The organism is Slackia equolifaciens (assembly GCF_003725995.1).
Classification (GTDB): domain Bacteria; phylum Actinomycetota; class Coriobacteriia; order Coriobacteriales; family Eggerthellaceae; genus Slackia; species Slackia equolifaciens.
Genome location: NZ_QIBX01000020.1, coordinates 14,853 through 28,551 on the forward strand (window position 1 = coordinate 14,853; position 13,699 = coordinate 28,551).

General features: G+C 59.7%; 13 protein-coding genes. 5 read left to right on the forward strand and 8 right to left on the reverse strand.

Annotation, left to right across the window (positions count from 1 at the left end; genetic code table 11):
• Positions 1-226: 226 nt before the first annotated feature.
• From DMP06_RS09565 to DMP06_RS09580, 4 genes are all read left to right on the forward strand, one after another.
• The gene (locus DMP06_RS09565; RefSeq protein ID WP_123209518.1) at positions 227-517 is read left to right on the forward strand and encodes a YhdT family protein; all 291 of its coding nucleotides are present in this window, start codon (positions 227-229) and stop codon (positions 515-517) included.
• A complete protein-coding gene (panF, locus tag DMP06_RS09570; RefSeq protein ID WP_123209519.1) occupies positions 510-2,027 on the forward strand; it encodes a sodium/pantothenate symporter in 1,518 nt (505 codons plus the stop codon). Before DMP06_RS09565 ends, panF begins: the two co-directional genes overlap by 8 nt.
• A 294-nt stretch (positions 2,028-2,321) precedes the next feature.
• The gene (locus tag DMP06_RS09575) at positions 2,322-3,566 is read left to right on the forward strand and encodes an ammonia-forming cytochrome c nitrite reductase subunit c552 (RefSeq protein ID WP_123209520.1); all 1,245 of its coding nucleotides are present in this window, start codon (positions 2,322-2,324) and stop codon (positions 3,564-3,566) included.
• Positions 3,567-3,720: 154 nt separating this feature from the next.
• Positions 3,721-4,446 (forward strand): winged helix-turn-helix transcriptional regulator, encoded by a 726-nt coding sequence (locus DMP06_RS09580; RefSeq protein WP_123209521.1) that lies wholly within the window; start codon positions 3,721-3,723, stop codon positions 4,444-4,446.
• Positions 4,447-4,543: 97 nt separating this feature from the next.
• On the opposite strand, the gene DMP06_RS09585 is transcribed toward DMP06_RS09580, so the two are convergent.
• The 8 genes from DMP06_RS09585 to DMP06_RS09615 form a co-directional block, all read right to left on the reverse strand.
• Positions 4,544-6,274, reverse strand: a complete 1,731-nt coding sequence (locus tag DMP06_RS09585) for a glucose-6-phosphate isomerase (protein WP_123209522.1) — start codon at positions 6,272-6,274, stop codon at positions 4,544-4,546.
• A 313-nt stretch (positions 6,275-6,587) separates the two neighbouring features.
• Positions 6,588-7,613 carry a hydrogenase expression/formation protein HypE gene (gene hypE, locus DMP06_RS09590; RefSeq protein WP_123209523.1) on the reverse strand — a complete coding sequence of 342 codons (1,026 nt, stop codon included), beginning with the start codon at positions 7,611-7,613 and terminating at the stop codon, positions 6,588-6,590.
• A gap of 232 nt (positions 7,614-7,845) precedes the next feature.
• A complete protein-coding gene (locus DMP06_RS11820; protein ID WP_273123216.1) occupies positions 7,846-7,968 on the reverse strand; it encodes a hypothetical protein in 123 nt (40 codons plus the stop codon).
• 338 nt (positions 7,969-8,306) lie between these two features.
• Entirely contained in the window at positions 8,307-9,386 is a 1,080-nt protein-coding gene (gene hypD, locus DMP06_RS09595) for a hydrogenase formation protein HypD (RefSeq protein ID WP_123209524.1), read from the reverse strand.
• Between the two features lie 5 nt (positions 9,387-9,391).
• Positions 9,392-9,628, reverse strand: coding sequence for a HypC/HybG/HupF family hydrogenase formation chaperone (locus DMP06_RS09600; RefSeq protein WP_123209525.1), 237 nt, complete (start codon positions 9,626-9,628; stop codon positions 9,392-9,394).
• Positions 9,619-12,081: a carbamoyltransferase HypF gene (gene hypF / locus DMP06_RS09605; protein WP_123209526.1), complete on the reverse strand. Its 2,463-nt coding sequence runs from the start codon at positions 12,079-12,081 to the stop codon at positions 9,619-9,621. Before hypF ends, DMP06_RS09600 begins: the two co-directional genes overlap by 10 nt.
• 39 nt (positions 12,082-12,120) lie before the next feature.
• Positions 12,121-12,633, reverse strand: a complete 513-nt coding sequence (gene nikR / locus DMP06_RS09610; protein ID WP_123209527.1) for a nickel-responsive transcriptional regulator NikR — start codon at positions 12,631-12,633, stop codon at positions 12,121-12,123.
• Between the two features lie 2 nt (positions 12,634-12,635).
• On the reverse strand, positions 12,636-12,890 hold the full coding sequence (locus tag DMP06_RS09615) for a dynein gamma chain protein (RefSeq protein ID WP_123209528.1): 255 nt from the start codon (positions 12,888-12,890) through the stop codon (positions 12,636-12,638).
• A 224-nt stretch (positions 12,891-13,114) separates the two neighbouring features.
• Here DMP06_RS09615 and DMP06_RS09620 point away from each other — a divergent pair, with 224 nt between their 5' ends.
• On the forward strand, positions 13,115-13,555 hold the full coding sequence (locus DMP06_RS09620; RefSeq protein WP_123209529.1) for a hypothetical protein: 441 nt from the start codon (positions 13,115-13,117) through the stop codon (positions 13,553-13,555).
• Positions 13,556-13,699 lie beyond the last annotated feature (144 nt).

Here is a 13,699-nt window from a genome sequence, read left to right on the forward strand (position 1 = left end):
TTCGGAAGAGTATACCCCGCATTCCCCCGCGTACATTCGAAAACATCGTGTTTGTGCAGGATAAGGAAAAGACCAGGTAAACGCAGTGTTTTGCGCCTAGTGGTTCGTTTACTGAGTTTTAACTGCGGCTCATTGCTTTGCAGTCGGAAAAGGCGGGTAGAATGCCTGCCGCACGTTCGTTCGTGGATTGCAGCGTGCTCATTGGCGTTAACAGAAAGGACCCATCATGGCCGCCCCCATGAGGCATTGCACCTATCGCGAGAAGATGGCGCAAGCCAATCGCGAGGCAAAAGCGACGCTTGTCGTGCTTGCTCTGACCGTTATCGTTTGGATCGCCCTCGGGTTCGGGCTTTCGGATTTGGATATCCAATTGTTCCATACGCCCATCTGGGTGCTTGGCGGGACCGTCGGCGTATGGATCTTCTCGATCGTTGCCGTTGTGGTGCTTCGCACGTTCGTGTTCCAGGATTTTGATCTGGGCGACGAGGAAGAAGGGGAGGGCGAGCGCCATGAATAACAACGCAGCGGGATTGGTGGGCCTTATCCCCATCGTCTTGTTTCTCATCGCGGCACTTATCGTGTCGATAGTCATCCGCAATCGATCGCGCAAAGCGGGCGGCGGATTCGTGAAGGAATACTTCATCGGCAATCGCGGTTTGGGCGGATTCGTGTTGGCTATGACCACCATTGCCACCTATGGATCGGTGAGCTCGTTCGTGGGCGGCCCCGGTCAGGCGTGGGAGACCGGCTTCGGCTGGGTGTATATGGCCGCCGTGCAGGTGACCACGCTGTTCCTTTTGTACGGAATCATGGGCAAGAAGATGGCTCTGCTGTCGCGCAAGCTGGGCGCGGTCACCGTGATCGATGTCATTCGTGCGCGATATCGCTCCAATGCCATTGCGAATATCGCCGCGCTTATCATCGTGCTGTTCTTTGCCGCCACGATGGTCGCCCAGTTCGTGGGCGGCGCCAAGCTCTTCGAGGCTGTGACCGGCTATTCGTACGTGGTGGGACTGTGCTTGTTCGGTATCGCCGTCATCATATTCACCACCGTGGGCGGGTTCCGCGGCGTGGCGGTGACCGACGCCATGTGCGGCGTTGCCATGCTCGTGGGCATCGCCGTGCTCGCCGGCGGCATCCTCAACGAGGCGGGCGGCTACACCAATATCATGGATACCATTGCGGCGAATCACCCGCAGATGCTCGAGCCGCTTTCGGCGGGAACCATGCCCGTGTCGCTTTACTTCACGCAGTGGCTGCTGGTGGGCATCTTTACGTTTGCGCTGCCTCAGTCGGCGGTTCGCTGCATGGGCTTCAAGGACACAAAGTCGCTTCATCGCGCGCTCATTCTGGGTACCGTGATTATGGGCGCCATGATTATCGGCGTGACGGCGCTCGGCGTGCTTGCGGCGGGCGTGCTTACCGATGACCTTACGGCTTACGGCAACAGCATCGACAACATCATCCCGCAAGCCATTGTGCAAACGCTGCCTCCTTGGCTTGCAGGCATCGCCATCATTGGGCCCATAGCGGCGTCCATCTCCACGGTGTCTTCGCTGCTCATTGCGTCGTCATCGGCCATCATCAAGGACTTGTGGCTGCACCGCGCGGCACAGCAGGGCACCGTGATCACCGAGCAGGCCGTGTCGCGTTCCAGCCAGATTATCACGCTAGCTATCGGCGCTGTGGTGTTTGTGCTGTCCATCGTGCCGCCTGATGTGATTTGGAAGATCAACATGTTCGCGTTCGGCGGGCTTGAGACGGCGTTTTGCTGGGTGTTTGTGGGCGCGCTGTTCTGGAAGCGTGCCAACAAGACAGGAGCCTTGCTTTCTATGGCGGGTGGTGTAGTGGCTTACTGCGTATGCATGGCGGCCGGCATTACGTTCTTCGGCATGCATCAGATCGTGATAGGCATCACGGTGTCGTTCGTGCTGATGGTGGTCGGATCGCTTTTGGGCAAGCCCAGCGATCCCAAAGCCCTCGAGCCGTTCTTCCCGGAGGAAGAAAAGCCGGCAAAAGCGGCATAGGAAAAGGCGACATAGCTGGTTGTCAACGTAGGGGCTCGCAGTGTGCGAGCCCTTTTGCGTACCCCGATTCGGCTGCTTCATGCGCCGTTAGATTGCAAAAATGCAATTTGTGCAGCAAACAGCCCTCTATCACAATGAAGAAGTGGTTGCATCGCAGCGCAGCGCTCTTCCTCGGCATGCACCCCTCCTCCCGGCAAGTCGAGCCCATGCTGGCTTGCGTGCCGGGCAATTATCTTGAGTGAAGGGCGCTTTTGCGCGGCGGTGGCTTGATGGAGTAGCGAGGAAGGGGATGTCATGAGCAAAGCAAAGGCGAGTTGGGCTAAGCCGCTCATCATGGCAGGAGCGGTGATTCTCACCGTTTCATGCGCCGCATGCGCTCCCAAGGTTGTTGGGGATTCTGCGGGCGATGCGGCGGACGCTGCTGTAACGGGCGCGTTCGTTCAAACCAAAGATGCCAGCTGGGAGAAATGGCGCAGCGAATACCCGCTTGAGGTGGATTCGTTTTTTGACGGAATGGACGAAGTTGAGGCGTGGGATGGCAAGGTCCATAGCCATGCCATGCTGTATGCAAACGTCCCTGTGAGCGCGGCTGATCCGCAAACGAACGGGACTGCATGCATCGCCTGCAAATCCACGACGGGTACGAAGCTGTATGAGGAAATGGGGCTTGACTCGTTCAGCCAGCCTTGGGACGAATACGAGGACTCCATCGATTGGTGGGATTGCGGGTTGTGCCACGTGGATGCCACTCCTGGTGGCGAGCTGCACTATAACGGCATGGCGGCAACCGCATTCGGAGGGACGCTTCTTGACTCCATCGACCAGAAGCAGGCGGTATGCGGACAGTGTCACAACTACTATGGTGCCGTATATACGCGCGGCGGGCTTATGAAGAAGATGCAGTCGGGCGAAGTGGATTACAACAGCGTCGACCCGTACCGCTACGGAACCGACCCCGAAAGCCTGATGAAAGCGGCGCTTGAGGATGGCTACGAAATGAACGTCGACCCGGAGACGGGCATCGCAACATTCCAGGCGAATCATCCTGAAATTGAAATTTTCCAGGGCAGTGTGATGCAAGAGGAGGGGTTGGCCTGCATCGATTGCCATATGCCTACCAAGACGAGCGAAGACGGGCAGCCATATACATCTCACAATGCATCGTCGTCCCCTCTTGAGAACGAAGAGGCGTTGGAGTTTTGCCTCACATGCCATACCGAGCAGGGGGTTGAGAGCACCGACGAAATGAAGCAGTTCGTGAAGGATGCCCAGCAAAGCGTTGCCGACCTTGAAGCGCAGTTCACCGAGAAGCAAACGCAACTCCATGGTTTGATCAAAGACGCCACTGCGGCTGCGGAAGAGAGCGACGCGCTTAACGAAGCTCGCGATTTGTATACGCGCGGGACGTGGTACGTGCGCTATGCCGATGGCGGCGGCGATTTCAAGGGGCAGAAAGTTGCGCACAATCCTTACGGGGAGCGTGAGTATGTCCAGCAGGCGATTGACATGATGGACCAAGGAATTGCGCTTCTCTCGTAGAAGAATGAGCAATGAGCGTTGATAATGGACGAGATGGGGATTCCCATCTCATCCATAGTGTTTTTCGGGCGGCATGTGTGTAAGGGCAAGACGCATCGAGCCGGCGATAGGGTTTGCCGGAGGCATTGGCGGGCATGCGCTAAGAAGGCGGTGAATGGTGGAAAAGAAGCATGTTGCAGTGGTGGGCCAGCATAGCGCAAATAACTCGAAGGTTGCTTCATGCCTGAAGTCAAATGGGCTTGAAGCGGAATCTTTTGACATTGCCGTCGATCCGTCCACTCTTGTAGATTTTGACCTTGTGATTCTTGACGTGTCGCTCATGCCTGACGGAGGGAGCTCGCTTTTCCGAGAGATTCGCGCTAGGAATGACGCGGTGGCGGTATTTTTCATCGACGAGGAGTCGAACGGACGGGGCTTTGAGTTTGCGAGCGACCTTGGCGTGGATGCCTACTTGTTGTGGCCGTTGGATTTGGACGATCTGGTGTTTCGGGCAAAAGCGATTCTTCGTTGTGTGACCTTCGTTCAGACAGGGGGAGCCAAGGCGGGCCGTTATGTGCGGATGGGCGATTTGGCATTAGACATGCAGGGGGATGTTGTGCTTGTGGCAGGGAGGCGCGTGGAGCTTACCCCCAACGAGCTGCGCATCCTAAAGGCGCTTGCCGCCCGCTGCGGAGAAGTGCTGTCGGGAGACGAGCTCATTGCCTCCATTTGGGGCGAGGAGTACATGGGAACGTCCATCAGCATTCCGACATATATCCGCCGAATTCGGGAGAAAATCGAGTCAGACCCCTCCAACCCGCAAATACTGACCACCGTGCGCGGCCGCGGCTATTGCCTCACGGATGTGGACTTTTCGCATGAGTCGTTTGGGGCCCAATAGTGTTTTTAAAAGAATCGCCGCATAAAGAGGCTTACTAGTGGCATGGCGTTGGATGCGCATTTGTGACAATGCCCGTCCAACGCCTCTTTTATATGCGTTATTTATCCGCCGTAGTCTGTTGCATCTCTATTTCGGCGAGCACGCGGTTTACCGCATCACCCAGGGCGCGCAGCGTGACGCCCGTGTTGTCAGGCAGGTGCAGGTGCATGCAGCGACGCCCGCGGTCGATAAGGATGGAGAGATCGGCTGCCGCCTGCGCCTTAGCGAGTGCACCTAGGCTTGCGGGCTCCACGTGCGACAGCGGGATATCCTTGAGCTCATCAGCGGAAATCAGCAAGAATACGCCGTTATTGGGGCCGCCCTTTTGCAGCTGGCCAGTGGAATGCAGATAACGCGGGCCAATCTCCAGACACGAGGGAACGCCCATCTTTTCGGCGACGCCGTGGCGAATCGTCTCCAGCGCTTCGCGGCGGCCCTCGCCGTCAAACGGCAAAAAGGCGTCGATGGCAAAGTAATCTCCGGGCTTGATGGATTCTAGCAGGTTACGCAGTGCGTCCATCAGATTGTCGGCGCGCACGCACGGCGCCATGGTTGCCTCGGCCTCACCCATGTTCACACTTCCGATGAAATCCTCTTTGAAATCTGGCTCGGGCTGGCCCTCGGCGAGAATTTTGAGCGCTGCTGCCTTGGTGGAGGCCACGTCGGGCTGGTCAAACGGGCATACTTTCATCAGATAGCCGCACATGGCGGTGGCGTATTCCCACATCACAAAGTGCTCGGCCAGCTCGATTACATTCTCGATGCGGAAGCTCATGCGCGGAATGGCGTCGTCCAGATACGCCAGGCTCATGTCGAAGTTTTTGCGCTCGTCCCACAGCGTGTTCTTGGTCTGGTAGGTTATGACGCAGCGGTCCTTGGGGTCCTGCGTCAAAAGCAGCGTGTCAACCTCGATGTTGGGGAGGATGCCCAGGCCGTTCTTGCCCAGACTCTCGGCCACTAGCTGCTCGATCCAAAGGCCCAGAACGCGACCGCGCTTTTGGGTGAGGAAGCAGAACTTATCGCGTCCGGCGGTGTAGTTGTCGAACAGAAACGACGCGAGCGCAATGGCCGGATTGTCAACGGCGTCCTCGCTGCACACGGCTTCGGCCTCTTGTGCTCGGGCGAGGAAGCTCTCCAAGTCGATGCCTACAAGCGCAGCCGGCACCAGGCCAAACACCGAAAGAGCGCTGAAGCGGCCGCCCACCATGGGCTCGCCGGTGAAGCAGGCGCGCCAGCCTTCTGTTTGCGCGCGTTCTTCGAGTTTGGTGCCGGGGTCGGTGATGGCTACAAGATGCGACGGGATGCGCCGCTCATCGATCTTCTCCGAGAAGTAGGCGATCACGGCGTCGAGCACGCTGCGCATCTCAATGGTGCCACCCGACTTGCTGGAAACGAGAACGAGCGTGGTCAGCGGGTCGATGCCTGCGAGGATGGTGCGCACGCGCACGGGCGACACGCTGTCGAGCGTCTTGAAATCGAGCGCGTTCTTGTCGATTTTGTTGTACTTGGTGATGGTCATGGGGGCCTGCGTGCTGCCGCCCTGGCCAATGAGCAGAACGGTTTTGAAGCCCTCGGCAATTACCTCGCGAGCAAAGGCCTGAATCTCGGTGGGCGAAGTGGGCGGGTTGGTGGCGAGGTCGGTCCAGCCCATGAAGTCGCCGGCGCATTCGCAAGCGGCTTCGTCGAATTCGTAGAGCGAGGCATCCTTGGCGTGCAGACGACTTGCCACGTGGTCACGCACGAGCGTCTTCGCCGAAGGATAGAGCTTGTCAGTCTCGTTGACGAGCATCGTTTCCCCTTTCCCCGGATGCATCCGCGTGCGACCGGGAACGGTTATGACATGCAAGAAAACGGCGCACGTATCTGTGCGCCGCGATATTCGTGTTTCAGTGCCCCGTATTGTATCAAAGTGCCCGTCTGATAGGGCGATTTGTGGAGAAAGCGTTGCTGGCCTTACCGTTTGGCTTGAGAAAAGCACCGCAATATTACGTGGATTTTACACGGGAGGGTGCTTCTGGAACGCCATTGTGAGCGACCTTGGCTCTCTTGCGGCACGTTGATGGGCCTGCCGCGCCTGGTGCGGTGAAGCTCATCGTGCCGATCTAGCAGATGCGCGGAAGCTGTTCTCCTACGAGCATGTCCAGGATGCGTCTGCTGCCGAATCCGGTTTCCAAAAATACCTTGGGTCCGCGCTCGGGTTTTGCCTCTTCTACCTGGCCGATGATGGCCGCATCGGAGCCGTACGTGTTGGAGCGCATAGCGGCAAGCGCCGCATCGGCCTGTTCGGCTGGCACCACGCACACCATCTTTCCCTCGTTTGCCACTTGGAACACGTCGTAGCCCAGCATCTCGCAAGCGCCGCGCACCGCGTCCTTTACGGGCACGTCATCCTCGCGAATCGCCATATCGACGCCGCTTTGCTCTGCGAGCTCGTTGAGGGTGGAAGCCAGTCCGCCGCGCGTAGGGTCGCGGAAGCATCGCGTGTCGGGGGCGGCAGCGAGCACATCGGCGATGAGCCGGTTGAGTGGCGCCGCATCGCTTTCGATGGGGGATGTGAACGAGAGGTTCTCGCGCTGGCTCATGATGGCTATGCCGTGATCGCCCAGCGTGCCGGAAACAAGAATCGCATCGCCGGGTTTGCAATATGCGCCCGAAAGGTCGCGCCCTTCGGGGATAAGGCCCACGCCGGCGGTGTTGATGTAGATACCGTCGCCGTGCCCGCGGTTGACCACTTTGGTATCGCCCGTCACGATGTGCACGCCCGCCTCGCGTGCGGTTTCCGCGATGGTGGCGCAGATGCGGCGCAGATCGTCCATCGGAAAGCCTTCCTCGAGCACCATGCCCACCGAGAGGTATTTCACGTGGGCGCCGCTCGTGGCGACATCGTTTACGGTGCCGCATACGGCAAGGCGGCCGATGTTGCCGCCTGGAAAGAAGTGCGGCGTTACCACGAAGGTGTCGGTGGAGAACGCCAGCCGTTCGCCGGGAGCGGGCGCGGGCAGCACCGCAGCGTCGTTGCCCTGGGCAAGTTCCTCGCTGCCATACGTCGCCGCAAACACCTCGTCGATAATGCGCTTCATCATGGTCCCTCCGGACCCATGTCCCAAAAGCACCGTTTCGTCGTTCATGTGAAGATCCTTTCCTTCGTGCGCCTCTGATTGCCTCGAGCTCAGAGAGTGTCGCGCAAACAAGCTCTGCGTCTGATGAGGCGACGCTTCAAGGTGCAATTTCCCTTTCTAAAGAAGCAAGGAAGATTTACACTATACGCAAGGCGAGTGCGGCGGTGTGTTATGATACAGCCAACGGTAGCCCGTGGTAGGAAGCGGGCAGCGCCGTTTGGTTTGAAGATAGGGCTGCAGGCTAGCGCTTGCGGCCCTTCTTTTTACAGGAGCCACCCTGTGCTTTGGGCAAGAGCGCAACCACCGCCGCCGCCAGCCCCAGCAAAGCTGTTACGAGCTTGACGATTTCAGTAGCGAGCTCCATGAGCAATCACCTCCTTTCAAAAAAGAAGGCACTGCCAGCACACGGAACTATCGTTGGCGTAACACAATTGTATCACGCAATTCATTTGAACCGCGAGGCCAAAGGCCACGCGACAAACTCCAAACAACGCAAGCGAGTGGACGCCTAAGCCGCTTGCTTCAGGTATGGTTTTCAAAGAGGTCGGGGAGAGTGCCCGGGAGGGGTCTGCGGAGCACTCAGTGGCTCAAGGCTGATACAAAACGGGCCACTGGAGCGATGCGCATAGCCCTCGAAGAGGGCGGTAGCATCGCGGGTGCTCCGCAGACCCCTCCCGGGCACTCTCCCCGACCCTGGGGATATTAGTAGTACCTGAAGTAAGCGGCGCAGGATCCTTCCGAGCTCACCATGCACGGCCCCACCGGGTTTTCCGGCGTGCACACCTTGCGGAACAAAGGGCATTCATCGGGCGCCATGATGCCGCGCAGCACGTCGCCGCAGCGGCAGCCTTTGGGCTCCTTGGTGGGTTCAATCGTGGGCTCAAAGCGGCGCAGCGCATCAAACTGCGCAAACTCATCGCGAATCCGATATCCGCTGCCCTCGATGGGGCCAAGGCCGCGCCACGTGGCGGTGCAGGTCTCAAAGACCTCATCGATGGCGGCAAGCGCAACGGGGTTGCCCTGGGGCATCACGCCGCGCGTGTAGGCGTTCTCGATCTCGGCGCGACCCTCGTGCAGCTGTCGCATAATCATCGCGATGCCCTCGAGCACATCGAGCGGTTCGAAGCCCGTAATCACGCCAGGGATGCCGTATTTCTCGGCCAAAAAGCGCCAAGGCTCCATACCTATGATGGTGCTTACGTGGCCGGGCAGAATGAGGGCATCCACCTTCAGGTTGGGGTCGCGCATGAGCACGTCCATGGCATTGGGCATGTTCTTGTGCGCCGCGAACACGCTGAAGTTTTCAAGCCCCATGGCCTTTGCGCGCTTGATGGCGATGGCAATGAGCGGCGTGGTGGTCTCAAAGCCCACACCCACGAACACCACCTGGCGCTCCGGGTTTTCTTTGGCGATGTTGAGCGCGTCGAGGGGCGAATATACGATGCGCACGTCGCGCCCTGCCGCCTGCTCTTTCAAAAGGGAGGAAGTGGATCCCGGCACACGGGTCATATCTCCAAACGTGGTCAGAATCACTTCCGGCACACGTGCGAGAGCGATCACCGCGTCGATGTCGTGGTTGCTGGTCACGCATACGGGGCAGCCCGGGCCGCTCGCCAAGCGGCAGCCTTCGGGCATCAGGCTGCGGATGCCGTTGCGTGCGATGGCAACGGTATGGGTTCCGCACACTTCCATGAGCGTGGCATGCTCGGGCGCAAGCGCCTGGATGCTGTCGATGAGCCCGCGCGCAAGCTTGGGGTCTTTGAAATCGTTAGGTCCAACCATGGCTATCACGCGGTTTTCAGGTCGGCGAGTTCGGGGAATTCCCGAATGAGGTCCAAGGTCTGCTGGGCCTCCTCTTCGCTCACGATTTCGATGGAGAAGCCGGCGTGCACCAGCACGAAATCGCCCACGTCTGCCGCAGGAGTGAGGTCGGTTGCGATGGTGCGCTTGACGCCGAGGATGTCAACCTCGGCCAGGCCATCGGGCTTTTTCTCGGTGATTTGTGCGGGAATTGCTAGGCACATGGTTGCTCGCTTTCTTCGAGGCGTTTGGCCGCGATGGCGGCCTGGCCGTATGAAATTGATCCGTCGTTGGGCGGAAGCTCCTTGTTCAGCGCCACGGTGAACCCCGCGGCTTCCAAGGCGGCGGTTGCGTGCTCCACCAGGTAGCGGTTCATGAACACGCCGCCTGCCAGCGCCACGGTGGCTATGCCATAGGCGGCGTTGGCAACTTGGCAGATAAGCACGATGGCGTTTACGAACGCATCGTGAATCTTGCCGGCGATGATGCCGCGCGGCACGTTGGCGGCGATGTCGTCCAGCACGCCGCGAACCATCGGCTCGGCGTCGAACAGCACCACGCTCGTGTCATGGGCCGTGCTGTTCTGATCTGCCGCGTTTTTCGTGAGGGAAATCGCGTACGGTTCGCCCGCTTGGGTCGAGTCATAGCCAGGGTCGATGGCGGCTTCCAGAAGGATGGCCGCTTCTCCCTCATAGGCGGGCTGTACGCAGATGCCCAAAAGGGCGCTCAAGGCGTCGAAGATGCGTCCGACGCTCGAGGTCATGGGTGTGTTCAGGCCGCGCTCGATCATCTGGGCGCACAGGTTCGACTCCGTTTGCCCCAGCTTGTCGGTCACGAACGCGGCAGCGGGATGGTCGAGCAGGTCGAATTCCCACAGCAGGCCGTACGCCATGCGCAGCGGGCGCTTGATGCATGCCGCGCCGCCCGGCATGGGGATATAGGCGAAGTTCGCGAAGCGTTCGTAATCCGAGCGGTTTGCCAGCAGCACCTCTCCGCCCCATATGCATCCGTCGGCGCCGTATCCCGTTCCGTCGAATGCCACGCCGATCACGGCGTCGTCGAGGTCGTTTTCGGCCATGACGGCTGCGATATGGGCGTGGTGATGCTGCGTTTCTATAAGGGGCATGCCGCGCTTGGCGCTTTCCTCGCGCGCCCACTTGGTAGCCAGATATTCGGGATGCATATCGCAGGCGATCGCCTGGGGCACGGCATCGAACAGCTTTTCGTAGTGAGCCTTTGCGTCGAGCCACGCATCAAACGTCGCGGCGTTTTCCATGTCGCCCACGTGTTGGCTTACGAATGCGTCTTCGCCGCGCAGCAGCGTGAAAGTGGACTTTTGCTCCGGGCCGCAGGCGAATATTACGGGCGTTCTGCCGCGTTCCCGATCGCCGGCTTGCTCTTCAGCGACTTGAGGGCCAGCCTCGGTGGCATCGGGTGCTTCCGCGCGCTTGATTTTCACTGGCAGGGGGGCGTAGCCGCGGGCGCGGCGTACCGATTGGATGGCCTCGCCGGCGCTGCCCGCTTTGATGACGCGCACCACCGAATCATCGAAGCGGCACAGGATGGGGCGGTTGTTGCCCAGGAAGACGTCTGCCACCTCGTGGAGCGCCTGCCAGGCTTGATCGTCGTCGGTCTGGATGGGCTCGTCATGAATGTTGCCCGATGTCATGACAAGGGGGCCTCCGAACGCCGCGAGCAGAAGGTGCTGAAGCGGGGTGTAAGGGAGCATCACGCCCAACTCGGGCAGCGCATCGGCCAGGCCGGGGGCAAACTGCGCGCCGGGCTTCTTCTTCAGGAGCACGATAGGATGCTGCGGACCGTTGAGCAGACGCTCCTCCGCGTCATTCACCTCGCAGTAATCAAGTACGTGTGCCATATTGGGCATCATGACGGCGAACGCCTTGCCTTCGCGGCGCTTGCGGCGACGCAGCTCAGCGATTGCCTCCTTGTTGTTTGCGTCGCATGCCAAGTGGAACCCGCCGAGTCCTTTGATGGCGGCAATCTGGCCACGGCGCAGGGCGCCTACTACCAGGTCGATGATCTCATCGCTGCGCTCGCGCGTGTCGCCCCAGATCACATTGCTTTTATCGGCATCGAGCGAATCGCGCCACGAAATCCACGGCCCGCATTCGAAGCAGGCATCGGGCTGCGCGTGAAAACGTCGGTCTTCGGGGGCGGCGTATTCCGCGGCGCACGTATCGCACATCTCGAAGTTCTTCATCGACGTTTTCGGGCGATCGTACGGCAGCCCTTCGATAATAGTGAAGCGGGGACCGCAATTGGTGCAGTTGATGAACGGGTAATGGTAGCGTCGATCCGCCGGATCGAACAGCTCGCGGAAGCAATCGTCACAGGTGGCAAGGTCGGGCGACACGAGCGTAGTGGCTGCTGCCGCGGCATCGTCGGAATAGCGGATAGAGAAATCGGTGAAATGCTCCGGCGGCACTTCGTGCATGAGGATTTCATCCACGCGTGCGGCGGCAGGGGAGTGCTCGGAAATCTCGATGACGAACGAATCGATGTCGTTCGGCTCTCCTTCGGCATGGATGAACACGCCTGCCGTGGCGTTGAGCACCCAGCCCTTTAGGGCGTATTTACGTGCAAGGTTGTAGACGAAGGGACGGAACCCCACCCCCTGCACAATGCCGTGGACTTCTATGTCGAGCGCTTCGGTCATGATGTACCTCGGATGCTTGATGGTTCTCTTGCGCTGAAATTAGCGGCTCATTTGGAACGGCGCCGTCGTGGGGGTGTGAGGATGCGCACGGGCGAATGCGCGCGCCTGAGACCCGCCCTGGTGGCTGTCATAGAGGCTGTATCCGGTCGAGGTGAGCGTGAGGTGTCCGTGCGTGACGCCCTTTGTTCCCAGGATAATGTTGGAAACCGCCTGAATAAGCCCGCTTTCGCCGCGCAGAATCACCACCTCCATGCACATGTTTGCATCGAGGTGCACGTGCAGGGAGGTCACAATCTGCTCGTAGAACTCGTGTTGGATGCTGTCGAGCTTTTCGCGCACGGCGCCGGTGTGATGGTCGTAGACGATGGTGAGCGTGCCCATCACCTCTTCGCCCGGCATGGAGCACTCCTCCTCTGCCAGCGCGTCGCGCACCAGGTCGCGAATCACCTCGCTGCGGTTTTTGGCCAGCCCGCGCTTAGCCACGAGGGCATCGAAGCGCATGAGCAGGCTTTCGGGCATGGTGACCGAGAAGCGGGCGAGATCCTGGCCCATGGCTATACCAATTCGACGGTCACGCCGCTTGCGTCGCGCGCGTCATCTTCCAGGGCGTCTTTTGCGTCATCGAGCAGCGCGCGGATGTCATCGAGCATGGTCATGGCGGTATGGAGCTTCTCGCCTACGGTTTCGAAGCCCGCGTCCTCTGCTTTGTGGGCGAGATTGTGCGTCCAGCGGCGCTCCAGCTTGATATGGTCGTCGATCTGCTCGATCATCATCTCGAACTGGTCGGTGTTGATTCCGTTAGTGCACATGGTTCCTCCTACTTTCGAGCGGCCTCGATCGTCTTGCGCTCGGGGCGTGTCGTGCAGACGAGCTGCCTTCTGGGGCACCCGGCGTCCGCTTTGCCGACTTGCCCCGGATCCGCCTCTCGTCTTCTGTTGAGAGACGGGTTCGTTGGGGATATTATTGCTACTTGAAGGGTGCCAATGTAAAGAGCGGTCAAGGAAACGGTGTGAAAAATCCAGCGAAAAGTAACATGTACACGAATGCCAAGGTGACAAGCCTGACTCCGTACGATGCGGCAATCGACGGCGACATAGATGCATCCGCGTGCGTCGTGTCGTATGGGGCGTTGCCGGCGCATGTGAGAAAGGCTTTAGACGCGGCGTGCGGCGGCGTGGGAATGCCCGATCCGGTGTATCTCGACGCGTCGCAGCTTTCGCCCGCGGATGCGTTCGCGGCGCTGGAGGGCTTGGACCCCGAAGCGGTTATCGTGGCCGACGATGTGGCGGCAGCGCTGCTCGCGCAGGCGTATCGCGCCAATGTGACGCCTGACGCTTACGGTCGTCTCTTCGGAAGGCCTTGCGTGGCGTTTTCTTCGTTTGAGGCAGATTTGGAGCAGGAGCGCACCAAGCAACGTGATTGGGCTCTGCTGAAAATGTTGCGCCGTTCTTCCGAACGGCGCAAACGCGCATGAGGCACTACGACGCTGCGCGGTCATGAGGCACGTCATCTAGGGCCTTGTGCGCTTTCCCTCGCGTACCGAAGTACGCTCGGCCGCGCGGCGGCCCTATATGTCGCCCCTCATAACCGCTCGCTGTTTCGTTCCGTGTCTCTATGT

Bases quoted from the DNA above. Each gene is read 5' to 3' on its own strand.
- DMP06_RS09565 (WP_123209518.1), top strand. From the start codon at position 227: ATGGCCGCCCCCATGAGGCATTGCACCTATCGCGAGAAGATGGCGCAA.
- panF (WP_123209519.1), top strand. From the start codon at position 510: ATGAATAACAACGCAGCGGGATTGGTGGGCCTTATCCCCATCGTCTTG.
- DMP06_RS09575 (WP_123209520.1), top strand. From the start codon at position 2,322: ATGAGCAAAGCAAAGGCGAGTTGGGCTAAGCCGCTCATCATGGCAGGA.
- DMP06_RS09580 (WP_123209521.1), top strand. From the start codon at position 3,721: ATGGTGGAAAAGAAGCATGTTGCAGTGGTGGGCCAGCATAGCGCAAAT.
- DMP06_RS09585 (WP_123209522.1), bottom strand. From the start codon at position 6,274: ATGCTCGTCAACGAGACTGACAAGCTCTATCCTTCGGCGAAGACGCTC.
- hypE (WP_123209523.1), bottom strand. From the start codon at position 7,613: ATGAACGACGAAACGGTGCTTTTGGGACATGGGTCCGGAGGGACCATG.
- DMP06_RS11820 (WP_273123216.1), bottom strand. From the start codon at position 7,968: ATGGAGCTCGCTACTGAAATCGTCAAGCTCGTAACAGCTTTGCTGGGG.
- hypD (WP_123209524.1), bottom strand. From the start codon at position 9,386: ATGGTTGGACCTAACGATTTCAAAGACCCCAAGCTTGCGCGCGGGCTC.
- DMP06_RS09600 (WP_123209525.1), bottom strand. From the start codon at position 9,628: ATGTGCCTAGCAATTCCCGCACAAATCACCGAGAAAAAGCCCGATGGC.
- hypF (WP_123209526.1), bottom strand. From the start codon at position 12,081: ATGACCGAAGCGCTCGACATAGAAGTCCACGGCATTGTGCAGGGGGTG.
- nikR (WP_123209527.1), bottom strand. From the start codon at position 12,633: ATGGGCCAGGATCTCGCCCGCTTCTCGGTCACCATGCCCGAAAGCCTG.
- DMP06_RS09615 (WP_123209528.1), bottom strand. From the start codon at position 12,890: ATGTGCACTAACGGAATCAACACCGACCAGTTCGAGATGATGATCGAG.
- DMP06_RS09620 (WP_123209529.1), top strand. From the start codon at position 13,115: ATGTACACGAATGCCAAGGTGACAAGCCTGACTCCGTACGATGCGGCA.